Source organism: Brevibacillus panacihumi, assembly GCF_003710985.1.
In the GTDB taxonomy this organism is placed as follows: Bacteria; Bacillota; Bacilli; order Brevibacillales; family Brevibacillaceae; genus Brevibacillus; species Brevibacillus panacihumi.
The window spans coordinates 41,573-63,687 of sequence record NZ_RHHT01000062.1 but is presented as its reverse complement, the minus strand read 5'-3'; the positions used below and the strand labels follow the sequence as shown (position 1 = coordinate 63,687).

27 protein-coding genes are annotated in these 22,115 nt (G+C 47.1%); 6 read left to right on the top strand and 21 right to left on the bottom strand.

The features are described from left to right. Positions 1 to 2: 2 nt before the first annotated feature. Both EDM58_RS22145 and EDM58_RS22140 read right to left on the bottom strand, forming a co-directional pair. Positions 3 to 857 carry a DUF5677 domain-containing protein gene (locus tag EDM58_RS22145; RefSeq protein WP_122915264.1) on the bottom strand — a complete coding sequence of 285 codons (855 nt, stop codon included), beginning with the start codon at positions 855 to 857 and terminating at the stop codon, positions 3 to 5. Between the two features lie 159 nt (positions 858 to 1,016). Then, positions 1,017 to 2,552 (bottom strand): caspase family protein, encoded by a 1,536-nt coding sequence (locus tag EDM58_RS22140; protein WP_122915263.1) that lies wholly within the window; start codon positions 2,550 to 2,552, stop codon positions 1,017 to 1,019. Positions 2,553 to 3,003: 451 nt separating this feature from the next. Here EDM58_RS22140 and EDM58_RS26570 point away from each other — a divergent pair, with 451 nt between their 5' ends. Together EDM58_RS26570 and EDM58_RS22130 are read left to right on the top strand one after the other, a co-directional pair. Continuing rightward, positions 3,004 to 3,207, top strand: coding sequence for a helix-turn-helix domain-containing protein (locus tag EDM58_RS26570; protein WP_122915262.1), 204 nt, complete (start codon positions 3,004 to 3,006; stop codon positions 3,205 to 3,207). Continuing rightward, entirely contained in the window at positions 3,200 to 3,439 is a 240-nt protein-coding gene (locus tag EDM58_RS22130) for a hypothetical protein (protein ID WP_122915261.1), read from the top strand. The genes EDM58_RS26570 and EDM58_RS22130 overlap by 8 nt, the downstream gene beginning before the upstream one ends. A gap of 528 nt (positions 3,440 to 3,967) precedes the next feature. Here the strand turns inward: EDM58_RS22130 and EDM58_RS22125 are convergent. Further along, the gene (locus tag EDM58_RS22125) at positions 3,968 to 4,276 is read right to left on the bottom strand and encodes a MazG nucleotide pyrophosphohydrolase domain-containing protein (RefSeq protein ID WP_221175431.1); all 309 of its coding nucleotides are present in this window, start codon (positions 4,274 to 4,276) and stop codon (positions 3,968 to 3,970) included. 126 nt (positions 4,277 to 4,402) lie between these two features. Here EDM58_RS22125 and EDM58_RS25895 point away from each other — a divergent pair, with 126 nt between their 5' ends. After that, positions 4,403 to 4,555, top strand: coding sequence for a hypothetical protein (locus EDM58_RS25895; RefSeq protein ID WP_183187593.1), 153 nt, complete (start codon positions 4,403 to 4,405; stop codon positions 4,553 to 4,555). Continuing rightward, positions 4,555 to 6,090: a recombinase family protein gene (locus EDM58_RS22120; RefSeq protein ID WP_122915260.1), complete on the top strand. Its 1,536-nt coding sequence runs from the start codon at positions 4,555 to 4,557 to the stop codon at positions 6,088 to 6,090. Before EDM58_RS25895 ends, EDM58_RS22120 begins: the two co-directional genes overlap by 1 nt. A gap of 221 nt (positions 6,091 to 6,311) precedes the next feature. On the opposite strand, the gene EDM58_RS22115 is transcribed toward EDM58_RS22120, so the two are convergent. After that, positions 6,312 to 6,578, bottom strand: a complete 267-nt coding sequence (locus EDM58_RS22115) for a group-specific protein (RefSeq protein ID WP_122915275.1) — start codon at positions 6,576 to 6,578, stop codon at positions 6,312 to 6,314. A 45-nt stretch (positions 6,579 to 6,623) separates the two neighbouring features. Beyond that, positions 6,624 to 6,980 (bottom strand): helix-turn-helix domain-containing protein, encoded by a 357-nt coding sequence (locus tag EDM58_RS26295; protein WP_246000959.1) that lies wholly within the window; start codon positions 6,978 to 6,980, stop codon positions 6,624 to 6,626. 141 nt (positions 6,981 to 7,121) lie between these two features. On the opposite strand from EDM58_RS26295, the gene EDM58_RS22105 reads away from it, so the two are divergent. Together EDM58_RS22105 and EDM58_RS22100 are read left to right on the top strand one after the other, a co-directional pair. Beyond that, positions 7,122 to 8,567, top strand: coding sequence for an FtsK/SpoIIIE domain-containing protein (locus EDM58_RS22105; RefSeq protein ID WP_246000964.1), 1,446 nt, complete (start codon positions 7,122 to 7,124; stop codon positions 8,565 to 8,567). Next, positions 8,551 to 9,144, top strand: coding sequence for a replication-relaxation family protein (locus tag EDM58_RS22100; RefSeq protein WP_122915258.1), 594 nt, complete (start codon positions 8,551 to 8,553; stop codon positions 9,142 to 9,144). The genes EDM58_RS22105 and EDM58_RS22100 overlap by 17 nt, the downstream gene beginning before the upstream one ends. A gap of 296 nt (positions 9,145 to 9,440) precedes the next feature. On the opposite strand, the gene EDM58_RS22095 is transcribed toward EDM58_RS22100, so the two are convergent. The 16 genes from EDM58_RS22095 to EDM58_RS22015 form a co-directional block, all read right to left on the bottom strand. Next, the gene (locus EDM58_RS22095; RefSeq protein WP_122915257.1) at positions 9,441 to 10,436 is read right to left on the bottom strand and encodes an NYN domain-containing protein; all 996 of its coding nucleotides are present in this window, start codon (positions 10,434 to 10,436) and stop codon (positions 9,441 to 9,443) included. Positions 10,437 to 10,556: 120 nt separating this feature from the next. Beyond that, entirely contained in the window at positions 10,557 to 11,942 is a 1,386-nt protein-coding gene (locus EDM58_RS25890) for an N-acetylmuramoyl-L-alanine amidase (RefSeq protein ID WP_183187591.1), read from the bottom strand. A gap of 24 nt (positions 11,943 to 11,966) precedes the next feature. Next, a complete protein-coding gene (locus EDM58_RS22080; protein ID WP_122915256.1) occupies positions 11,967 to 12,422 on the bottom strand; it encodes a phage holin family protein in 456 nt (151 codons plus the stop codon). A gap of 63 nt (positions 12,423 to 12,485) precedes the next feature. Further along, entirely contained in the window at positions 12,486 to 12,956 is a 471-nt protein-coding gene (locus EDM58_RS22075; protein WP_122915255.1) for a C40 family peptidase, read from the bottom strand. A 12-nt stretch (positions 12,957 to 12,968) separates the two neighbouring features. Further along, positions 12,969 to 13,583, bottom strand: coding sequence for a DUF4376 domain-containing protein (locus EDM58_RS22070; protein ID WP_122915254.1), 615 nt, complete (start codon positions 13,581 to 13,583; stop codon positions 12,969 to 12,971). A 13-nt stretch (positions 13,584 to 13,596) separates the two neighbouring features. Next, positions 13,597 to 14,157 carry a hypothetical protein gene (locus tag EDM58_RS22065; RefSeq protein ID WP_122915253.1) on the bottom strand — a complete coding sequence of 187 codons (561 nt, stop codon included), beginning with the start codon at positions 14,155 to 14,157 and terminating at the stop codon, positions 13,597 to 13,599. A gap of 12 nt (positions 14,158 to 14,169) precedes the next feature. Next, the gene (locus tag EDM58_RS22060; protein WP_122915252.1) at positions 14,170 to 14,700 is read right to left on the bottom strand and encodes a hypothetical protein; all 531 of its coding nucleotides are present in this window, start codon (positions 14,698 to 14,700) and stop codon (positions 14,170 to 14,172) included. Beyond that, on the bottom strand, positions 14,697 to 15,491 hold the full coding sequence (locus EDM58_RS22055; RefSeq protein ID WP_122915251.1) for a phage tail protein: 795 nt from the start codon (positions 15,489 to 15,491) through the stop codon (positions 14,697 to 14,699). Before EDM58_RS22055 ends, EDM58_RS22060 begins: the two co-directional genes overlap by 4 nt. Before the next feature lies 1 nt (position 15,492). Continuing rightward, entirely contained in the window at positions 15,493 to 16,167 is a 675-nt protein-coding gene (locus EDM58_RS22050; protein ID WP_122915250.1) for a phage tail protein I, read from the bottom strand. Next, positions 16,160 to 17,263, bottom strand: a complete 1,104-nt coding sequence (locus EDM58_RS22045; protein ID WP_122915249.1) for a baseplate assembly protein — start codon at positions 17,261 to 17,263, stop codon at positions 16,160 to 16,162. Before EDM58_RS22045 ends, EDM58_RS22050 begins: the two co-directional genes overlap by 8 nt. Continuing rightward, positions 17,250 to 17,567, bottom strand: coding sequence for a GPW/gp25 family protein (locus EDM58_RS22040; RefSeq protein ID WP_122915248.1), 318 nt, complete (start codon positions 17,565 to 17,567; stop codon positions 17,250 to 17,252). The genes EDM58_RS22045 and EDM58_RS22040 overlap by 14 nt, the downstream gene beginning before the upstream one ends. Positions 17,568 to 17,573: 6 nt before the next feature. Then, positions 17,574 to 17,975, bottom strand: coding sequence for a phage tail protein (locus EDM58_RS22035; RefSeq protein ID WP_122915247.1), 402 nt, complete (start codon positions 17,973 to 17,975; stop codon positions 17,574 to 17,576). Positions 17,976 to 17,981: 6 nt separating this feature from the next. Continuing rightward, positions 17,982 to 18,395, bottom strand: coding sequence for a phage baseplate assembly protein V (locus EDM58_RS22030; RefSeq protein WP_122915246.1), 414 nt, complete (start codon positions 18,393 to 18,395; stop codon positions 17,982 to 17,984). After that, the gene (locus tag EDM58_RS22025) at positions 18,396 to 19,415 is read right to left on the bottom strand and encodes a phage late control D family protein (RefSeq protein ID WP_122915245.1); all 1,020 of its coding nucleotides are present in this window, start codon (positions 19,413 to 19,415) and stop codon (positions 18,396 to 18,398) included. Continuing rightward, the gene (locus EDM58_RS22020) at positions 19,412 to 19,627 is read right to left on the bottom strand and encodes a tail protein X (protein ID WP_122915244.1); all 216 of its coding nucleotides are present in this window, start codon (positions 19,625 to 19,627) and stop codon (positions 19,412 to 19,414) included. Before EDM58_RS22020 ends, EDM58_RS22025 begins: the two co-directional genes overlap by 4 nt. After that, positions 19,624 to 22,020, bottom strand: coding sequence for a phage tail tape measure protein (locus tag EDM58_RS22015; RefSeq protein ID WP_122915243.1), 2,397 nt, complete (start codon positions 22,018 to 22,020; stop codon positions 19,624 to 19,626). The genes EDM58_RS22020 and EDM58_RS22015 overlap by 4 nt, the downstream gene beginning before the upstream one ends. Positions 22,021 to 22,115 lie beyond the last annotated feature (95 nt).

Genomic DNA, 22,115 nt, shown 5'->3' with positions numbered 1-22,115 from the left:
TGTTAGTCTTCTAGTACTTCATTTCTTACATTTTTCCACTCTTTAAATAGACACTCGTATTCTTCACATACGTCAAAACCCAACCATATTAATGTTTCCGCATACTGAATAATATCAAATAAAGTATTAAATAACATAATAGTAGGAGCCCAAGATGGTTTTCCCATAAGCATTTTTTGACCATCAGGACCAATTGGCACAAGACTTAAAAAAATATCCGAAACAGCCACACAGTCAGCATGAATAAGATGACTTGCATTTCTATAAAGAGAAATATAGCTAGCTTGAAGAGTTAATTTTAAAAAACCTTTACCGCTGATTTTAGCCAGTTCATCCCTTCTTTTGCACATTGAAAGTAAATCTAATTTTGTCCATTTTCTTTCAAATTTTTCAGAGTTGGCATCGAAATCTGGATTGAGTTGCTGATTGGAATAGATTGCTTCATCTCTTAGTTTGGGTAATTCATCTAAATACCTTTGTTCTAAATTTTCTTTTATCTCATCCTCTTTTAAAGCATCCCTCATATTAATGTATTTAGAAACAGAAACATGTGCCACGAACGGGTACAATCCTTTTTCAGGTTCTTCATTTAAAAGATAGGAACTAACAATACATTGCTCTTGACGAACTCTTAATAAAGATAATGCTTGGATTATATGTAACCATGAAGTCATAAAAGATATACTACTTGAAGTAGTTTCAGAATTATAGATCATCCTTAGAATCAAATGTTGAGTTGGCTTAAGTTCTCGCATAACTTCATTTGTAATATATTTTTTGTATATTTCTCTTGCGTTATGAGATATATTATTACACTTTTGAAAAACTGCTGAAGTTGCAAATGGTCCCACTGTCACTTATGTTGCTCCTTCCCAATAAGTTTACTAGTATTCAAAATTTGATTCTCTTATATTTAGTGAAACTAACCTAATTACTAAAGGTGCGTCCTCCCACGGAAGTTTACATGATTTTGCATGTAAAGAGCCCAAAAGCAAAACGATACATCCCAAAAACACCTAAAGTTTCTCTTCTAGTTTTCGAACTTTCTCTAAATCCGAGTAATATTGCTTAATTGTCATTTCCATACACGCTCTTCTGTTTTCTGGTGTTCTCTGTGACAGATACTTTTTATTATAAAACAGAGTAAAATCATAGATTGTCCCAATTAAAACTACGCATGCTTGACTCCAATCACGAATCTCATCTGGTGGGATCTCTAGATTATGACTTTTGAAAAAATACTCATTTATTTCAGGAATTAGACTCTCTATTTCTTGTAAAAGGGCTTCCTCTGTTAATATCCCATTTTTATGTTCGTTAAAATAATGGATTGTTTTTTCCGCAAGAGTTACCACAGATGCTAGTATATCTTTTGTTTTTGATATAGCATCGTCCTTACTACCTGTGTTTTCTTGATTGAAACTCCTTAACGAATCATAATACGAGAAGATTTTAAAATGGATTCCATTTAGAATAAAAGTGTCCTTATTATCTATTCGATACCACCATTTTTTATCTTGATTATCATCAACCCAAGTTGTATTACAAACATAATTATTTTTTACAATATCACTTTCATCACGTCCGAAATAAACCCAAATAATATTGGCTATTTTACCCGAAAATCGGTTTTGAGCAATTGCATTATCATAAACCTCCGCTGTTTTTACCTTATGAGTTATTTCTAAAGAAACCATCCCTATTTCTTCAAGGGAAAGTGGTTCTTTCATAATCGCTTTAACGGCATATCTTTTTGTCATACCAACGTGAAGGGGTTCGACATTGTAAATTATGTATTTGTCATACTCTCCATATATTCTAGAGGTATAGAATGGCACATAATCTTGCACCTCAAAATATACAGTTCCGCCCATATTTGCTCTAAAGATAGGGTGTTGTTGTCTATCTGGATTCCTTAGATTCCAAACCTCTAAATAGAGTCTAACAAGTTTTTGTATATCATATAAAGAAACTCTACCTTGCTTGATAATATGTTTATCTTTAAGTGCATCGCATAAAAAACTAGTGAACACACTAATTGGTTTATCAGGATGCCCATATGACACTTGGACTGAGTTACTTGAAGAAAATACCGCATATCCCCTCCCTGCAAAATCGCCAACGGTTTCCTCAATACTAAATGTGGATGTTCCACTAATAGAAAAATGACCTGAATAGCAACAATCCAAAAATACTACCTTGCCTTTAACAGAAGACCTCTCGAAGTAATCTATTATTTCCTGCGTGCTTATAATACCATCACTAAAAACAAGGAAGTGTTGATTATCTATTTTCGTGCCATGTCCTGAAAAATAGAATAATAAATAGTCATTTATTCCCGTTGAGTTTGTAATATCCGATAGGGCACTTATGAAATCGTCTGTTTTAACATCCCCTAGTTCCCCTAGTATGAAAATGTCATCGTTTTCTAATTTTAATCCAGATTGTAAGGCTTGCTTCATTTCAACAACATCATTCATACAAAAAGGAAGATTAGTTGCTCCGATATAATAATTACTTATACCCACGACAAGTGCTTTAACATTTGACATTCTATACCCCCACCATATTCACTAGCCAATTGAAATTGATACTATCCAAATCAAAAAACAATTGTGAGTAATTGTAAAGTTTGTATGAAACAGTTATTGCAAGAACCTCTTACCTACTTATTATATACACCCCACCTACTGCCTGACGATTCGTTTTTACTCCCTCTTTCCGAGTTTACCGTTATCTGCTCCGTGAGAAATTTCGCCCATTTGGTTGTCCCACGCATAATAGGTGCAATTTTATAACCTAATTCCCGAATCTCCCTTCTCATCTTTACTCATAAAATAACCAGTTACCACCATTCCAAAGCATGAAATAGTTACTTTCGCTTTCTCACGTTTTTTACAGATTCGTGCGGCTCCTGTAGGTCTAGTTACGACATAGTTACCATGCTCATGTTAAAGCAAGACATCTCCTCCTTATCATGTAATACGAGGGGGTGAGAAGAACATGGTCATTAAGAGTGACAGACTGCTGACTCTGGAAGAAGCGGCTTACTTCCTAAACCTGTCTCCACGAACTCTTTACCGCAAGATTCACGATAACGAACTCTTGGCGTTAAAGGTAGGTAGCTTGTGGCGGCTCGAACCAGATGAGGTCATGAACTACGCACGGAAACGGCATAATCGAATTGGAGGAATACAGCGTGGCTAATTACACTTTGGCAACTATCGCACGGAAGCTGTCCGCTTCCAATCATGGCAGGTTCGTAACCGAAGACTCTGTTTATCAATGGGTTAAAACAGGTCAGCTACAGGTTCAAAGAATCCCATACAATGAGCGAGGATTCGGCAAATACCCTTATGCGGTGGAAGAAGCCCATTTGATTGATGTTCTACGTGAAAAGGGATTTGACGTTGTCTCCCTCTTTCCTACATCTCAGTAGTGTTGGTCGTATTCTAAATGTGCGAAAAGCCCCCACTTTTAGTTGGTGGGGGCAAACAATGAAACTTATCTACTACTTGTAACGATTACTACTATGGAGCAAACTTCAAATGTGGCAATATCCGTGGTCGCAGAAGAACACGTAAAAAAATGCCCCTGCGTTAACAAGCAGGTGTGTGCCCCGTTAGATGGACAGGTATTTATATTGAAGTTGTGCTTCATCCTCAGATTCTACTATATGTAGCCCGTCACGGTTGCCGTAAGGCAAGGGAGTCATGATAAAGATGTGCTTACGCACACACGCTGTAAAGCCGTACCTGAGAGCGTCAGATGTCATGTAAGGAACCCTCAATCCACCTGTTCCTTTTACTCTCCCCCTATGTGGGGGGAGTAGAGTGTCCCTAATCCACCTGTGTTTACATTAAATAAACAATCTAAAATCAGGGCGACAGCCCCGAGCGAAGCGAAGCGGAGCGACCACTAGAAGATGTAACCCACCCCGAAGGGGTGGGGGGGAATGATAATTGATTTAGCCTTGGGTACTAATAGAACCATACTTCTTTAGACTAAGTTCATCCTTAAAATAGTGACATTGTTCTAAATCAATATCATAAAGATTAGCCAAAGCAATAGTGTAATAAAGAACATCGTAAAGTTCTTCCTCAATAGTACCCTTAATATTCTGACTTTCATTCATACGTAAATCCTTACGAATTACCTCTGAAAGTTCCCCAACCTCTTCAACTAACTTAAAGAAATAAGCTTGTCTATGTTCTGGACGGAAGTCCTTTTGCTTGATATAAGCTTGAAGAGCCTTTATTGTCATATGCTCTTTCATACCCTGCCCCCCCATTTTATCCCAACTATAGGTATCATAGAACCAATTCCAGATTATGTCGATATTTTTCCTCGCAACTTTTCCCTACCTTGCAACGATGGTTAGTCCGAGAGGGGGAAGTAACCAATGCAAGTAGAACGTACATTCATAGGAACAGCAAACCTTGAGGACATTTTATCCTCCATATTGAATAACCAATTTGACAGTATTTCCACCAGTCAGTACGATAAAGATAGAGCAAATGTCATTCCTTCTGATACGGAAGGAGTGGCAGAATAATGAAGTGTGTTATCTATGCTCGTGTCAGTACGAGAAGAGAAGAACAACAGAACAGTCTACAAAATCAAATTGCATTAGCTGAAAGTATAGCTAGGGAGCAAGGCTTTACAGTCGTAGGACGGTACATTGACAATGGAATAAGCGGTGCAGGAATGAAGAATCGTTCTCAGATTTTACAACTGGTAGAGGACGCCAAAAAGAAGAAGTTTGATGTGATTATTGCAAAGTCCGTTTCACGTCTTGGGCGGAATCCACGGAACAGTATGGAAATTGCTGACCAACTCGAAAGAGTACCTATTCGTCTAATCTTGCCCGAAGATAACTATGATACGGAAACAAGTAAGAGTAGGTTTATGTTCAATTTAAAGGCTATTTTAGCCGAGGAAGAAAACGCCAAACTCTCTGAACGTATTAAACTAGGCTTACAATCCAGTGCAAAACAAGGGAAACGTAGAGTATCTTTACCGCCTTACGGCTACATGGTTAATCCAGTCACAAAACAGTTAGAAATGGATGAGGTAGCCGCTCCGATTGTAAAGGACATATTTAAACTATACCTACACGAAGGATGGGGAATGTTCAAAATCAGCAACTATCTGTTACACAAGGGTATTCCCACTCCTAGAGCCACTACAGGGGCGGCTAATGCAGGGACAAAATGGCACCAAAACTCTATCAAGGGTATCCTCAATAATGAGGTATATACAGGCAAGCTTGTATTTCATCGGGAAGAGATTACAAGAACACTAGCCAAATCTGAACTTTACAAGGAAAGACGAAAGATTGAAAGTGATAAGCATATTGTCATTGAGAACGCCCACCCTGCTATCATCTCAGAGGATGACTATAAAGCTGTACAGGAACTCATGCAAAGGAAAGGGAAGCATAAGAGCAACGGCAAAGAAAGCCTGTTTTCTTATATCGTGAAATGCCCCGATTGCGGAAGCGGTATGCACTTCAAGCCAGATAGACGTAATGGGGCGTATGTGTGCGGCGGTTATGTGAAGTTTACATCCTCCTACTGTTCCTCCCATATCATTGAGGAGCATGCCCTGTTGCAGACCGTCAAGAATGACCTAAGAGCATTGATACAGGACAGGGTAAAGATAGAGCATCTTTACGGAATAGCGGAGGAAAAAGCGAACGCTTTACAGTCCTCTACCATAAAAGAACTAAAACGAGTTGACAGAGAGTTAGTCCAACTTGACAAACGCTTTGACAGGTTGTTAAGCCTTCACGTTGAGGGGGCTATCTCAACGGAGCAATTCAAGCAACAGAATGAGCGTATCACTCAACAACAGCAAGACCTAGCGAACAAGAAAGCTGAATTGCAGTTAGCTTTGGAAGCAAAGAAAGACCTCAACGAACAGCTACAAACCTTTAGAAAAGAAGTAAAACGCTTCGTTAACCTAGACATCGAAGATGAACAAGTGTTGAAGCAAATCCTACAAAGGCTCATCCACAAAATTGAAGTGTTCGAGGGCGGAAAGATTAAGATTCACTACAATCTTTCCCACCCTCTCCCCTCAAATTAGGTACAGTTTACTTGGCTGTATCTTTTCTTTCAAGTCTCACTGTCACCTCCACATGCCCCGTATGCGGGTGTGTCTCTCCCTTTTGCGGTTCCGAGTCTATCTAAAAAACCCTTGATAATCAAGGGTTTTTCTTGTTCGCATCCGTTCGCATTCGAGTTGATTTTTGCGATTCCGAGTGAAGCTCGTCCCCAATTCGTCCCCAGCCGTCTCCATGCACTGTTCTAGAGCGGTTGCTCTAGCAGCCATTGCACCAGAAACGCTCTTGTCTCCCTAGCTGGGTAATACCACTTACTGCCTATCTTTCGTTTCACAAATCGCGGGTCGTAAAAGAACGTCGCTTGGATGGTGTTCCAGCTCATACAGGTTCGCTTTTTCAACTCGGGCGTATCCCAAAAGACATACTCCCCTTCGACTTCCTTTACCAACTCGCTGATCCTCTCGCGGCAGATTTTCATGACTTTTTCCTCATCAATCTGAATGGTCAGCAATGGCGTTTGGTTAAATTTTCCCACCATCGTCACCTCGATCTTACTTTACATCGTCCAGAAATCATCCTGCTTCACATTCGGGTCGATCTCCCGTAGAGCGCCTAAAATCTTTCTTGCTGTATTCATGGTTGGTAGGTAATTGTCATCAGAAGCCATGTATGAAACCGTGTTGTTGTTTACACCGGATTTCTTGCTTAACCATTGTTGTGTTATTCCCCTTTGATCCAACCATTTCCCCAATTTTGATCTCTTCTTTCCTAATCCGTACATGCTTATCACCTCACCCATATATTGGACAAGGATTTCGAAAATTAAACTTGTCTTCGAATAAAAATTCGAATATCGGACAATCCCTGCAAGATACATTATTACCACACCAGCTACCACACCAGCGACTTGCATACCTAACGACATACCCCTACCGCACTATTACTAGCGTGAACCAGCGAAATAAGAGAAAACGACAACTTTGTTAAGAGCGGAGCGATGAGCAAAGCGAGGCGCGAAGCTCGGGGCGAGAGGAGGCGGAATTGTTTGAACGTTATGGAGGGAGTGAAGAATGTAGCGCAGGCATTGGACGACAGCTTGCAAGATACTTTTCGCGATGCTGCCATTGAACTGTTCGGCGGAGCCATGCTCGGAGGTCTGCCAAGCGCTCGCCTGGCTGACGGATTGTATGTGCTTGCCAAAGGGCTGACCACGGCCTGCACGCTGGCGTATTTGGCGCTGAAAGTACCTGGATGGGTTAACGACCGGGCTAAAGTGAAAGAACGGCTGGTGCGGGCTTTTATCGCGGCTGACATTTACGTAGAGAAGCAGCGGCGCGACATTGGGGATGGTAACGTGAAGCCATACAGGGTATTTCCTACCATTGAGCGGGTGACGATTACCTCCAGTTGTACAACAGTAAACCTTCGCCTTCCAATCGAAATGGCCCCATCCATGATCGAGCGAAATGAGTGGGTCTTTCAGAGCACGTTCGGCCCGACTGCGCATCTGGTAAACGATAAGGGCGGACGCTTCCGATTGTTGATCCCAAAAAAGTTGCCAGCGAAGATTGCTTACGACGTAGAAAAAGCAAAGGCATCAGTTAAAATGGCAGGCAGCTTTTCGCTGTACATCGGGGAGGCATACAACGGCAGCGTGACCGTTGACCTCAAGCAAACGCCGCATGTCGCCCTGGTTGGCGCCACAGGCTGGGGCAAGTCAACAGCCCTGCGCGTAATTCTCAACACCTGGCTGCAGGTGTACGGCCCAGATCGGCTCCGGCTTTTCCTGGGAGATCTCAAAATGACGGAGTTTGGTCTTTATCGAAATGTACCGCATGTGGAGGGGAATATCGCTGTGAGACGATCAGAAGTAGTCGCCATGCTGGCGGTGGTGTACGATGTCTTGTTGTACCGCCAGGAGTTATTTCACGCAACCGGAGCGATCGATTTGGACGAATATGAGGAGATGACTGGAGAACGGCTACCGTATGTTGTGGTGTGCATTGACGAGGTAGCCAGCCTTGAGGGGGAAACGGCAGCTCATGAAGTTTTGGAAGAGATAGGACAGCTCGGTAGAAGCTTTGGCATATTTCTGATCCTCTCGCAGCAGCGCGTAGATCGTGAAGTGATGGACGGAAAACTCAAAAATAACCTGAACGTGCGGATCGCTTACCGGATGAGCGACGACCTGAACAGCCGTATGCTCATTGGCAAGCCGGACGCGGCCTCGCTCGATGTGAAAGGTCGCTGTTATGTGAAGCTGGCAACAGACTTGGTCGAGGTACAGACGCCCTGGCTCTCACCAAAAGAAGCGCGGGTGATGATTGAGGACATTAAGCAGCGATACGCTAGATACAAAAAAGCCCCGCTCACCCCACCGATTAATCCAGATGTGCCGCAGGCTGTTGAGCTGAACGAGGAGCAGAGTGCGGAACTAAGGGAACTGTTGAACGCACTCATGGAACAACAGGAGGTGCTGCCCCGTGCGCGAACGCGATAAAGCTATTCTGAAAGACCTGGAGCGGTTCCGATGTCTCTCTCGTGACGACATCATCAAGCTGCATTTCAGCCGCAACAAAGATGGTGTCAATGCGGCCAACCGCGTGCTGCGCCGTTTGCGTGATCGCGGTGAAATTGAAGTGATAACCAGCCAGCCGCCATATGTGTATGCGACAAAGCCCTCCCCGATCAAACGCGACTCGCAGAAGATTCCGCACTACCTTGAAATCGCCACTGTATATCAACAAATGGCGCAGATGAGTCCGCCAGCCATCTTTGTACCTGAGCCAAAGTATGGAAAGGGCATGCCGGAGCCAGATGCTTTTGCTTTGTGGGGTAAACCGATGTTCATCGAAGTGCAACGCAATCAGTTTGCGCCGAGTGTGTGGCACGACAAATTCGCCCGCTACCGCACCTTGTATCATCGTGGCGATGTGGTGCGCGCCCACTGGCAAAACAAGAGTGCGCCAATCTTTCCATGGATCGTAATCCTAACGGAGAATCGTATTCCAGTGCCAGATGGTTTACCCTTTCGTGTATTTCAATTCCGAAGCATAAAGGAGATGATTCGGCCATGACCAACTGCGTAAAGTGCGGTAGACCACAACCACGCCCGCAAATATGCAGCGATTGCCTGCGCAGAGGTGACAGGTAATTGTCATATTAACAGACGCTCTTTGGACAACAGACGTGAAGAAAATCCTGAATCAGCATATGCATCAAGTTTAATAAAAAAGACAAAAGACCGGACATAAAATAGCCGGTCTTTTGAAAAATGGAATTCTTACCAAATGGAATAAGGAAATGGAACTCACAAAAGATGGAAATAATATTAGATGTATGATTATCTTAACAAATGTTTTCAAAATGTCAATCACGAAAATTTGTTCGTCGTTACCGCTGCTTCTGGTGTCTCCAGTGCTAAGGCAGCTTGAACTCTCGGGTCTTCAACATTTAGAACATACTCGGACTTGTCATTTCTATGCCTTTCGATAACGAGTTTTTCGCCGATAAACAAATCAACCAGTCGACTTGCATGCTGTGGAGTTAATTGTAGGTCGCTTATGAAACTGTTCTTCATAAACAATTTACCCAAGAAAACATTTGGGCGATTCACATGCTTTTCATGCCATCTTTGAACAGCCAAAATGCCTGACCCAATGTACTTCTCGTATGAAATCGATTTAATTTCTACATTAAGGAAATCCATCAAGTTGTATGCTTTATGGCAAAAATTTGTGATATCTGTATGTTTAGGTGCAGAAGAGTCTATGTAGAAGAGCTCAACACGTTTGCCTTTGTACATCAATCTACTCATAATTGGAATCATGTCACTATCTGCTGTCACGAATACAAAACAAGTAATGTTCGGATCCTTGTACGTTGTCTCAATAGCATCAATACAAAGTTCGATGTCAGACGAGTTTTTACGCTTATTTTCAGTTTTTCCGTTTGCATACACATGCCTTACTTGAATCCGTTTGTGTTGTAACCTGGTCAAATCGTTTTTTACCTGTTCGTAATCGGCATATGCTTTAAAAACCCGAATGTTGTCTCGCCCATAAAGTTCCCACAGTCTTAAAAACAAGTTTTTTTGCGGATCTTCGTGATCCGGATGGTGTTGATAATTTGTCAGTGTCCAGTAAATGTTATCGTAGTCAACAAAAATTGCTACATTGTCAAATTTGCTCTTCGCGTTCAATGCCTTCACAGCCCTTTCGGAAGATTCGCTGAACGCTTCGGCCATGTAACGTAACATTTCTCTTGGTCCAACCTGCATACTTTCTTTTTTTTCAACAACAGCTACATCTTGGTCTTCGTATGGAGTTTCTTCTGTTTGTTGGTAATTCTCATTTAATTCTTTCGTCATTGTTTCACTCCTATTTTAACCCGACATTTTTGTTACCTTTCTACCAAAATACAACATATCCTTCCAAATTAAAATAGCCCTCCTTTACAGGAGGGCATTTCTACTTACACAGCCACTCGGCTACCACCGGATGCTGCAAGTTGACAACTCCACTGTTTTTGCGGCCTGATTCCATGCCACCTGCAAACCAAGTACCGCTGCCAACTCCCGGGCTGGGGCATAGGATACGCCTGACTCAATCGTTTCCGTCAGGTCTATCCCATTAACCCTGACTTGTTTCGTCTCTGGCACCCATTCCAGGGTAGCACCGAGAGCTTCCGATACGGCCCGGATAGGCAATACGGAAACACCATTTCGGAGATAACCTTGTGCTGAGATACGGACGCCGTTGATTTCGATGGATACCTTTTCCACAGATTCATTAACAGGGGGTGTGGGTACTTTGGTAGCCAGCAATCCTGCTAGAAGATCGGTGATTGCGTTCCCGTATTCAACAGCTGGTGCCCACTTTCCGCCAAGGGCCTCTACCGTCTTGGCTGTTCCACGCACTGATGGGAAGTGTCTTGGATCGACTATTACTCCTTTTACCTCCACGCCGGCATAAAGAGCTAGATGCTGGAGATGTGCTCTAACTCCCTCTTCGTCATTCAGGAATCGGGCATGTGCGAGTGGATCGGTATTGCTGCCGCCCTTGGTCGTCTTCAGTCCGCACCAGTTGTGGAAGTCGCGGGATACGACACCGGGGAACCACCCTAAGCCGGTTTCCTTCGCAGCCTGGGCGTAGCCGACTTCTGGGCGGATGCCCAACTCGCCACCAATCCGCCAGTACACGGGGGCAAGGTCGATAAAAGACTGAGCTGCTTTCTTTTGCCTTGCCCACTCTTGGGCCTGCTGGACGGTCACCTGGGCTTGGCCGACTATGGGCGTACCTGATTTGCTTGACTCTGACTTTTTCAAACCATACACCTCCACAATACCTTGTACAATGGCTGCTGCGCACTGGCGGCGGTATTCGTCGCTCTTGAGCAGTGTCGCCTCTTCCCGGTTGGTCATAAAGCCACATTCGATTAGGATTGCCGTCATTTTGGTCTCACGCAGTACATGCAGGTTGTCCGCTTTCACGCCGCGATCTCGGCGACCTGTTGACCGGATCAGGGCACCTTGAACCGCTTTGGCCAGCTTCAAGGCTGCCGCCGGCAGTGATGTATAAACGAACGTCTCAATACCGTTTGCATCGTTCCAGTTGGCCCCAAAGGCATTCGCGTGGATGGATACAAAAGCATCCGCTCCCCAGGCGTTTGCTTTGTCCGTACGTTCCTTCAGTGGTACGTCACTGCTGCCGTCGTCGGCGTGGGTGAAAAGAACTTCGACACCTTCATATTGCATCAACCCATCTCGGATGTAACGGGCAACCACACTATTGAAGTGAAATTCACGCATGCTATCATCTGGGGTCCTCTTGCCCGCTGTATACGGGCCGTGCCCGGCATCAATTACTATTTTCATAGCCTGTTCCTCCCTTTCATGGATCTACTTTCCCTTTCTTGCAGCACGCTCTGCTTTGGCCTTGATCTCCGAACTGACCAGGTTAACGATCGCCTCTGGCACGGGCCACCCGGCGCGCGCTGCATTGGCTGTCAGGCTCGTCCATGTGTGGTAAATCAAGCCGAATGTCACGCCGAAGAAGAGAAAACCTGGCGTCCCTATCACTCGGTCAAGCATGTTGGCCACGGCGGGCAGGGAGAGCAGAAACAGCGTGCGGGGAATCCGGGCCAAACCGTACTCAGAAGAGTAGGTATCGTCTTTTTTTGCCGCATGGATACCAGTTATCCAGTCCAATGAGATCGTCATACATAAAACAGTCATGATGTCCTGCCGGTCACTGCCGTAGAAGTATTGGAGGATTGGTGCCAAGGTTGCCCCCGCTGCTGCCGCCCATCCGTTGCCCGGAGTCGCCACGCTTTCAAGACTTTGTAAAAGTTTCATGTGCTCATCTTCCTTCCCACCCCATTCCGGGGCAATGCAAATAGCCCCGATCGGTTCGGGGCATCATGATACTTTTTGCAAATTACTGGATCTAACGAGATCAGCAGGCGTCACTTTGCCAACATCCAACGTCGTTAGGCTGATTCCTGCTGACGAAAACATACGGTCTACCGTCTCACTACAATTCATTCGGTTGGGAGCGTCACGGATCGGCAGCCCGGTCAGTAAATACAACCCATTGGTGACGGTCTGCAAGAAGTCGTATGGCGTGCCGATGTGTGCATGGATAAACTCGGTCATTACAGCGGCCTGCGCTGCTGTCAGCTCTCCTCGATATCGGTACACGTCATACTGCCACGGCGGGTAGTTATTGTGGTTCCGTTGTAGCGGAAACCGCCAATCCGTTTCCGCTACATGCAGCTCATCCAGCACTATCGCCACATGACTGTACGGCGACCGTGTAACCCACTGAATCAGTCGAGCCAACGGAGAGCTCCCCCGAACAAAAAGAAGGTCAAAGCGCTTCAAGTCCATGCGCTCGACCTCCTACCAGTTGATAGCGTCGATTTCTTCTTTTGTTTCAGCAGCTTCGACCTGTGCTTTGAGCGTCCAATACTTCTCAATCTGTTGCTGTTTGTGCTGGCCAGCCTCGAAAACGACCTCGATGAATTGATCGCGGGTTAGGGTGACGATGCCGGCATCCTCGGTTTTCCATTGCGTTTCAGCGAGGTCCGGTTTTAAGAGGAACAGCGTGCTTTGTTGGTTGAAGTTCGCCTGGTCCTCCTCATTAAACCGGAACGTGTGACCGGTGGACGTAGAGGCGAAGCCTGCGTAGATCGCGTTAAAGCACTCTTGATTCAAGAAGTCAATTTTCGCTACTTTTACCTGTTCCAAGGGCGCCGTAGGCGGCGTCACGTCCCAGATGATGGTCTTGGTATCTGGATCAACTCGGAACTGGTACCGAGCAAACTTGTCCGCGAATTGGCCATATTCCAGTTGCAAGCAGCCTACAGTGTCTGGATTGCGCTCAGATAGCGCAATGTACGTCTGAAAGTCCAGTTCCAGTGAGGTTTCTATCACAAAGCCAGCTCGTTCCCCTGTGTCCACCAATACATTGCCTGTCAATTTATCAAAATAGATTTTTCTTCCGATTTGTCTCATGCTCTTTCCTCCTTTATTCAAACGCGATCCATTCAATATTGCCGTTTGATCCACCTGCGTTATAGACAGGCTTTACAGTAAAGCCGTTTGCTATGATCGATAAAGATCCACCAGACACTGGCATGCCATTACTGCTGAAAAAACTAGAGTTGGTGGTATCAGCCCTAGTTGAAAGACCGGCAAATATCGGTGTGACTAATGTCCAACAGTAAGCGTCTGAGCGCACAATAACAGTTGTCGGGGTAAAGGCAAGGCCGGAAATGGTGGAGGTTGATGATATCGGGACATTTGATTGTGTTCCTGTTGCCCAACGCTTTCCGTTAAATTCACCGACTTTATCCGCAAGAGACTGAACACTGTCACTGCCAGAAGCCGTTTGTCCCTTTGCGTTGAGGTTGGCAGCAAGTGTGTTTTTAGCAGCTTGCAACGCCCCGATGATGGTCGCTACATCATCGGTCATCTCTGCAGGGCTGCCGACGACCGATGCAAGGTCTGCTTTCTGATTGATACATTCCAACTCTTGCAACGCCGCGATGATTTGCTTTAGCGTTGCCGTGCTCGGTAATTGTGCCATGAGAACCCTCCTTCACTCGAATGCAATCCATCGTACATTGATAAAAGAGTAGCTACTTTCATAGTTCTTTACATCAAACGATGTACCGAAAGTAGTCCCCGTTGTGGGCAAAACTACCCTTGGAAATAGAATATTACCGATGTTACCCACACCCGTTATCCAGCGATCATCCTCCTTTGAATATGTGGCGGTACTAGCCCCGAATGTCGTAATCCGCTGAGATGTGATAATGATTGTGGATGGATTAAAGGATAGACCACCTACTGTGCGCATCTCGCTATTATTGAGCGTTCCTACTAACCCTGTCGCCCACTTTTTTCCCGTCTTGACTAGCGGAATTTTTGCTTGGATGTCTGCCCAAGTTGACTCGTCCGTAAGCCCCAACACTTGGTCGGTGCTGACAGCATTTAACGCATTGACGATATTGGTTTTGACAACACTCTGATTTGCATCAGCCGCATTAGCGATGTCGATCAGTGCCTGCTTATCTGTCCCGTTGATCCCTTTGCCTAGACCGTGATCACGTAAGATGTCTCCTATCATGCGCTTGGCACCTCGCTCACTACATCACCATCTGGATCGTACGTGAGGGTAACGATCACCGTGTGATCGACATCGACACCATTCATTTTGTAGTACACTCTGGTGTCCGTCTGGTAGTTACCATCGGCATCAGGATTGGACAAGGTGGACTTCATGTAGAGGGTATTGTCTGCTACTCTCCGGTACTCGACAACGGTGAAAATGCCGTTCGCATCTTTGCCGCTTTTAAATTTTTTGTAGTTGGCAAGTTTATCAGCAATACTTTCTACCTGTTTTGCGATCGAATCATTTACATACTGGCGCAACTGTTTTTTTGCAGCATCGATCGAATCATTTACATACTCGCGTGATGCAAGCACGATGGACGGATCCACTTTCAATGTAACCGAAGAAGTGTTTGTTACCTCCAGAATCATCCGAACAAAAAGGTCTTTTGCACTGCCGTCAGCCAATACGGGTTTGTACGTTTCAGGATATTTACCGACTGCAATTAGATCACCTTGGTCATCGAATACGCCCACCTCTCGGATGGTAAATCCGCCGACATCCGAGGGGATAACTATCTCGGTAACGACCCAATATGGATTTTGTTCGTCGGGCTTGATGCTATTGATCGAACCGCGCCATACTTCGTGCCGAAGTGAGGTTTGGTTCTCGGTAGGATTGTAGTAAACTCCGTTCCCGTCACCTACAGCCATCTGGACTATGTTTACTTTCGTTCCAAGTGCTGTAGCGTTAGCTATTTTTGCTTTTCCAATGTTCGTCACTATCGTGTAAAAGTTCTCTGCCATATTATCCTCCTTTACCTGGATAGACAGTTGTGGATTCGACAGTTTGGTACACGGCTCCGAATTTAATCGCCCCACGGCCTTCCAAGAGCGTCTCGCTCCATGGGTAAACTGTCACCTTTTCCCCCGACAGTGTTGCTCCTGCTACGCGGACTTTACCCCGTCCTGACAGGAATATACGGATACTTTCCAGCCAAGACCGGGTGTTTTTGTACGCGAAAATCAAAATATCTAGCTGCCGGATCAAATCTTCTGTAATCCCCCGTGTACTGACATCCAGGATGTCAATCCGGAAGTGGTACGGATCCCCGCCGTACTCAAACCACTCTGAGATCGTTCCCTGCATGTTGAGCAGCTCCAGAACACGCTCCAGCGCCGCTTTTGTTCCTTTCATCCGGTGAATTTCGAGTGCGTTTTTTACCAATTCTCGCTTCTCTTGCAGCGTATCTGCCAGGGCGGCCCCTTCGTTGAGCGTAATATGGAACTGCCAGAGTAGATGTTCAATCACCTCTTCTGGCAGTTCATCGATCCTCGATAAGATCAGTGTATCGCGGATTTGCTGCGTGATGAGCTGCAGCTCCGGGTCGAGTGCTGACGCCATTGCCGATACATCGGGATCGTTCGCAAGGGCCGGGGGTAAGATGTCTTTTTTCAGCGAAACGTCTTGGAGCTTAATCATCCTCCAGCCCTCCGTAGTTCACAGTGACATTCGCTGCTTCTGCCACTTGATAGGATTCCAGCCTCATAAATGTGGGAGAGGCAATCTCCACTCGTTTAGCTCCTGCGTTGACCATCAGACGCGTCAGCTCCGATGGGTTGATGTCCCGGCCCAGCTTTGTCTTTTGCCACATCACATACGATTGCACTGCTTTTTCGATAGCCTCCTGCAGGCTTCCCGCGCTGGACGATGCAATCCAGTACGTTACAGATATGTCGAAGCTGACGACCTCCGGCGCAAGGACTTTTACCATGTCGGTCAACGGACGGACAGTTTTATCGCTGCAAGTGGCCCATACTTGGTCGAGGATCTCTTGCCCAGGGATGATGCCGTCCTTCAAAAGCGGTCGAATTTCCACAACTCCCGGAGATGGGCTACGCACAGACACATCCGCGATCAAGGGACTGGCCGTTTTTGCCCAAAACTCATAGGCCCCGTCAGGCCCTGCTACGCTGAATGACTCTGGCGCGAGCCGAATGCGATTCGCATAGGAATCGGGGGATTCAATGTCGGAGCCGCCCTCAGATGCAGAGATATTTGTAACGGACTGCACCCACGGCAAAGGATCCACCAGCTGGTTGATCTGGCCGGGCAGGTACCCGTTCCCCATCGTCCCCGCTTCCATGCACACTACCAGGACATCCACCTGTGTTTGTCCCGGCTGCACAGTAACCTCTTGCTCAACCGCAAAGAAAAGACCGTTCCCGGGGGTTACACGGGTCCCGAGCGGAATGGTCTGCATGTTATTGATAGAGAAAAGGAATCGCATTGTCGCCTTTGCTGGCTGCGCCTGAAGGCGCCAGGTATTCGTGAGCGCACCTAGATGGTCCAGAAAAGGATCTTCCGCATAGGAAAGCAGGTTCATCTTCGCGCTGTAATCGATCAGGCTGCGCTGCTGAGCAAGTAAGATCACGATCGCCTGCAGAAGTTTTCTACGCGGGTCCGCCGGCGCAAGATTGACGTTTGCTTCTTTCTCGTAGCGCGAGAGGACTTCCGTCTCGATCTGTTCGACAGATTTGTTTGCAAACGTAATATCCGGTAAGTTAAAGCGCGCCATCTTGGATCCGCACCTTTACAATTGGATTCAGCCTTCCGGCGAGTTGGTCGGACTGATACGTGACCCCTACTACCTCCACCCTTGGCTCGTACTGCCGGATTGCGTCAACCAGGCGGGCTGTCATCCTTGCTTGCGCGATTGGTAGTGGCTTATCTACATCCTCTGCTGACCACGCAAAAGCGCGATCCAGAGGGCACGTATACTGCGTGGAAGAGAGAATCATCCACACGTTTTGCAGTATCTCCTGCACGCCAGTCGCGCCAAAATCAATGCTTTTCCTGGTAGTCGGTACCTCGTATTCCATGCGTGCTCACTTCCTCATGTATTCTTCCATGGTCACATCCGCCTCTCCGATGATGACCTTGCCGGTTCCGTCGAGCGTCAACCAGTTTTGCGTAACCGATGTGATCGTCCACTGGTCCATCCCGATGGGTGTACCTCCGATGATCAGTGTCTCAGCACGACCCTCCCGACACCAGGAGAGTAGGCGATCCATCTCTGCCTTCGGATCCATCCCAAAACGGGCATCAAAGCGCATGACGAAGTTGATTACGTCCAGACTCGGACCCAAAAACTCCGAACGTGGCTTTTGTCCAAAGCGTTCGTGGGCGTTCCAACGCGAGCTTGCAGATCGCGAAAAGTCGTCGAAGGATCTCACTTTGTCAATAGACACTTCGAAGATGATCTCTCCAAAACTGCCGATTTGCCCCATCTTCTATCAACCTCCCGGATCGTTCACGATGAGACGCCCATTTATGACGACAGTACCTCGCGGTATATCGATCGTCATGGTATGGCTATTCCGGTCATACTGGATATAAGTTCCGTCGCCAAAACGAAAGTAACGCTTGTCCTTGTCCTGCACCGGAGGATCGGGCGGAGGATCGGCCCTGTTGAATGTTGTGCCAAGGATGACTCCCTGCTGGTTTCCGTTCGGGAGAAATAGACACCAAACCTGCTCATCCACATCTGGCAGCCAGTAGTCCTTGTTTGCAAGAGAGCCGCGTCCAAGCGTTGGCAGCTCATAAGACACCAAATTGGCGCGGTCATCAAAAACTACCCGAGCTGTACAACGCTCGGGGTACACAGCCGACACCCTGCCAACACGGATCAGATTTTTTGTTATGTCCACTTAATACCCCTCCAAACAGCGCCGCAGCTCCAGACTCGTATCGTACCCGTTTTGTTGGCTGTGCGTGGCTTGCGTAATGATGTATTTTCCGTCAAATGCCCCATACTCGTTCAATAACACTGTCACACCGGCTACAAGCCGTAGATCACCTGTACGCGTGATCGATACCTGAGTTGCTTCCTTATTTGCTTGGCGCAGTCTCTTTTTGGCGAGTCTCTGCGCTTCTGCCACCGAGGTTACCCGTTCATTGATCACGAGCGTCCTGCCAGTTGGTAGAGCGTTCGGCGGGGTGAATGTCGCGGAGATACTTTTTTTCTCTTCTGCCGAGAAGTAATTAACCGTGCAGGAACGGTATGTGCCTACGCTTGTGGTCCGTGCCCGAAACGATTTGATCTCAGACATACTCCGTTTTAGCGTCGCGATCGGCGCTGCGCTTTCGTATTTGGCTTCGTCGAAAATGACCAGCTGCGTGCCAGCCACTTTCAGACAGAGTCCAGCGTCGTTGCACAAGCGAATCAGGAATACCAGGTCAGTCTCTTCCGTTTGCTCGATCCGGTCGTATGGCGGGTCATCGCCGGTGTCATAAAAAAGGGAGAGACCAGCCCCCGCTGCTTTTTCTCTCGCAATTGCGGACAGCTTTGTCTTCTCCCATGCCTTGTTTTTCTTTTCACCACGAAGTCCAGAGGTTTCGGGGACCGAAATGGCGGATATCGTGACCGTTGAGGGCGGATAGCTGACCTCGACGTCTGCAATCTCAAAACGACCAAGAGGCAGGCTTTCCACTACGCCGTCCTGATTCCAGTTTTCGCGGAAGATGGTTGCCTGGAGGGTGGCTGTCAGGTCCGGCAGCCAACTGCCGCTCCACCGCTGCTCGATATCCTCTACCGTCAACTGCAGGTCATCCGCCTGTCCGCTCAGGTTGTCCGTGTAGGTCCAGCCGATCAAGTGTGAGCGCAGGTCAGCAGAAATGTCGGTTTTTTCATAGATCACCTGCAGCCGCGCACTCCGTGCTTTGGTCATGTCACTTCCCCCCGCTTCCAAGGAGGCAAAGTATTCGGCGTCTGCACGGTATCCACGTCAGGGATGATGAGTTCCACATTCGCTGGGAAGATGACCGTATCCCGGTGGTCTGGGTTGGCATCGATCAGGTCGGTCATATAATACTCGCTCCCGAGCATTTTGTAGGCTATCAAATCCCACATGTCTCCTTGTATCGTGGTATACGTTCTCATAGTACGTAGGATCTCCTTTGCTGATTGCGTTTCAGTTCAGTGAGCATTTGCTCCAGTTTTCGCAGGCTCATTTCCAAAGCCTGTTCCGCTTGGCTTTGTGCACTGCCACCTCCACCGCCCTGAATGGTAATCTGAGGCGAATACTCCACATAGATGTCCCCACCATTCCCGCCGCTTGAGTATGGCGCTGCCGAACCGAGGTCAAGCAGGCTCTCCAATTTGGAGAGAGGAAGAATGGCTTCACTTTCCGCGCCTTCCCCAATCATGGCAAGAGTCGGACCAACGGCAACACCGCCCTCTGCCAGCATCGGAATTTCCGGGAAGCTGAAACTCAGCTTCTCCCCACCCATTCCCGGTACCCAGTCTGGAATATCTACACTGATGCTACCGATGGATTGAAATGCCTGATTGATCAGCGATATGACCGCGTTGATAGGGGCCTTTAGCAAAGCGCCCAGCGAACTGAACACGCCGCCAAACACGTCTTTTACCCCCGTCCAAGCCTTTTCCCAATCACCCGTAAAGACACCCGTAATAAAATCTAGGACCCCTCCGAGCGTTGTCATAAGGCCGTTGAATACACCCGACACGCTATCAATGGCACTGATGACGACTGCCTTGATGAACGGAAAAGCAAAATGGAATGTGCTCACGATCCCATCAATAACAGGCTTGACTACGTTGAACATGGCAGATATCGTATCCCCGATCTTGCCGGCCACACTGACGATCGTTGGAACCATGGAAGAAATGGCACGCGAAACGGCAGGGGCGACATCATTCGCAAGAAACCCGAAGACTTTGGATACGACGGGCCACAGCTTTGCTTGGATAAACGAACCAACAGGCATGAGTCCCTTGATGATCCGGGTTGATACCTCCCAAAAACCAACACCCACCCTCTGAAAGATAGGCACCATTTGCAAGCCGATCTTTTGTACAGACCCGAGAACATGCTGAACGCTGGGCATGACGGTTTTCCAACCGCTTATGAAGTCATCTTTTATGTCCGTCAGGCTGGCGAATACATTTCCGACGCCTTCTGCAAGCTCCGCCGCGTCTGCATCAGTCATCCCGAACATTTTGGCGTAGTTGATAGTGACGCCTTTCATTTCTCCGTCGAATCCGTTCTCAAAGAGCCAGACTATATTTTCGTATACTTCGGATACGACTGGCCCCACGGTTGAGCCGATACCGCTGAAAAATCCGGTTATTTTTGGGAGTGAGTCTCCGAGCCAGTCGCTAAACACTTGAAGAACCGGGAGAGCTTTATCACCAATGGGCATGATGAACCCGGTCATGATCTGCCGGCCAATACCCTGTAAGGCTTTGGAGGCTGTATCATACTTGATGTTTGTGATCTCATCCATGGTGCTTTTAGTCATGTCAAACTGACTGCGCGCGCTGCCCATTGCGGCAATAACATCCTTCTCCAAGTCCTCAAACATGGTTCCAAATAGCTGCACCCCGATGACATTCTTCTGTACGGGATCCTGGACTTTGGAAATGGCATCAACCACCTGGGTGAATGCCTTCTGCGCGGCTGGGCCGCCCCGTGCGAATGTCTGGGCCATCTCATTTGCATTAAGACCAAGTGCTGAAAAGGCTTCGTTGGTTCCTTTCGAATCGTCTTTCACCCGAATTCCAAACTCTTTCACGGCGTCCCCGACTTTATCCAAGTTAAAAGCGCCGGACTCAAGTCCAGCGCTAAAGGTATCGAACATTTGGTTTGCCGTGAATCCAAGAGTGGCGAAGTAGGGAGCATATTCATTGGCACTATCCAGCAGCTCATCCGACTTATTCAGGCCTTTTTGCGCTCCTTGCGCAAGCAGATTATACGCCTGGTCGCTTGTGATGCCGAAGTTTCTCATCATCGTGTCGGAGGCTTTGATCGACTGCTGAATGTCTTCGCCGAACACATCGCGGTACACCATCGCATTTTTCGTGGTACGCTCCAATTCTTCACCCGTCTGCTGCGTCACCTGCTTCACTAAGCTCAGGGAGTTCGCGACATCGTTCCAGTCATCTCCGAGATTTTGGTTATACAGATTTTTGGCGGATTCGGAGAGCGCCTGCATGTCCTGCACGGTTGCTCCGGTAGATGCCTGTAGCTGCGCCATCGAATCTTGAAAGCCCACGATAGACCCGGCCATGTTACTAATGGCTTCGGTGACACTCGTAATCAACACATACGCCCCGGTGTATTGCGCCACTCGGGAGAGAACCTTACCAAAACCCCCAACTGATTTCGTCAAGTTTCGAAAAGCGCCATTTGCTTCTCCTGCACCACTGTCCAAACCTTTAATACCGTTTCGTGCTTTGTTGATCGCGCTGGAAAAGGTCGGGTTTAGCTCGCCGCCAAAAGCAAAGACCGTTTTGTACTCTTTGGCCACTTACCGTCTCCCCCTTCTCCTTGGTGGTTTCGGTTTGCTGCCCTTTTCTCTCTGCAAGTCCTTGCGCTTTTTGACGGCTTCCTCGTGTGCCTCGA

Excerpts from the sequence above, each read along its gene's own strand:
- EDM58_RS22140 (WP_122915263.1), bottom strand. The coding sequence starts at position 2,552 with ATGTCAAATGTTAAAGCACTTGTCGTGGGTATAAGTAATTATTATATC.
- EDM58_RS26570 (WP_122915262.1), top strand. The coding sequence starts at position 3,004 with ATGGTCATTAAGAGTGACAGACTGCTGACTCTGGAAGAAGCGGCTTAC.
- EDM58_RS22125 (WP_221175431.1), bottom strand. The coding sequence starts at position 4,276 with ATGAAAGAGCATATGACAATAAAGGCTCTTCAAGCTTATATCAAGCAA.
- EDM58_RS25895 (WP_183187593.1), top strand. The coding sequence starts at position 4,403 with ATGCAAGTAGAACGTACATTCATAGGAACAGCAAACCTTGAGGACATT.
- EDM58_RS22120 (WP_122915260.1), top strand. The coding sequence starts at position 4,555 with ATGAAGTGTGTTATCTATGCTCGTGTCAGTACGAGAAGAGAAGAACAA.
- EDM58_RS26295 (WP_246000959.1), bottom strand. The coding sequence starts at position 6,980 with ATGCAAGTCGCTGGTGTGGTAGCTGGTGTGGTAATAATGTATCTTGCA.
- EDM58_RS22105 (WP_246000964.1), top strand. The coding sequence starts at position 7,122 with ATGGAGGGAGTGAAGAATGTAGCGCAGGCATTGGACGACAGCTTGCAA.
- EDM58_RS22095 (WP_122915257.1), bottom strand. The coding sequence starts at position 10,436 with ATGACGAAAGAATTAAATGAGAATTACCAACAAACAGAAGAAACTCCA.
- EDM58_RS25890 (WP_183187591.1), bottom strand. The coding sequence starts at position 11,942 with ATGAAAATAGTAATTGATGCCGGGCACGGCCCGTATACAGCGGGCAAG.
- EDM58_RS22080 (WP_122915256.1), bottom strand. The coding sequence starts at position 12,422 with ATGAAACTTTTACAAAGTCTTGAAAGCGTGGCGACTCCGGGCAACGGA.
- EDM58_RS22075 (WP_122915255.1), bottom strand. The coding sequence starts at position 12,956 with ATGGACTTGAAGCGCTTTGACCTTCTTTTTGTTCGGGGGAGCTCTCCG.
- EDM58_RS22070 (WP_122915254.1), bottom strand. The coding sequence starts at position 13,583 with ATGAGACAAATCGGAAGAAAAATCTATTTTGATAAATTGACAGGCAAT.
- EDM58_RS22065 (WP_122915253.1), bottom strand. The coding sequence starts at position 14,157 with ATGGCACAATTACCGAGCACGGCAACGCTAAAGCAAATCATCGCGGCG.
- EDM58_RS22060 (WP_122915252.1), bottom strand. The coding sequence starts at position 14,700 with ATGATAGGAGACATCTTACGTGATCACGGTCTAGGCAAAGGGATCAAC.
- EDM58_RS22055 (WP_122915251.1), bottom strand. The coding sequence starts at position 15,491 with ATGGCAGAGAACTTTTACACGATAGTGACGAACATTGGAAAAGCAAAA.
- EDM58_RS22050 (WP_122915250.1), bottom strand. The coding sequence starts at position 16,167 with ATGATTAAGCTCCAAGACGTTTCGCTGAAAAAAGACATCTTACCCCCG.
- EDM58_RS22045 (WP_122915249.1), bottom strand. The coding sequence starts at position 17,263 with ATGGCGCGCTTTAACTTACCGGATATTACGTTTGCAAACAAATCTGTC.
- EDM58_RS22040 (WP_122915248.1), bottom strand. The coding sequence starts at position 17,567 with ATGGAATACGAGGTACCGACTACCAGGAAAAGCATTGATTTTGGCGCG.
- EDM58_RS22035 (WP_122915247.1), bottom strand. The coding sequence starts at position 17,975 with ATGGGGCAAATCGGCAGTTTTGGAGAGATCATCTTCGAAGTGTCTATT.
- EDM58_RS22025 (WP_122915245.1), bottom strand. The coding sequence starts at position 19,415 with ATGACCAAAGCACGGAGTGCGCGGCTGCAGGTGATCTATGAAAAAACC.
- EDM58_RS22020 (WP_122915244.1), bottom strand. The coding sequence starts at position 19,627 with ATGAGAACGTATACCACGATACAAGGAGACATGTGGGATTTGATAGCC.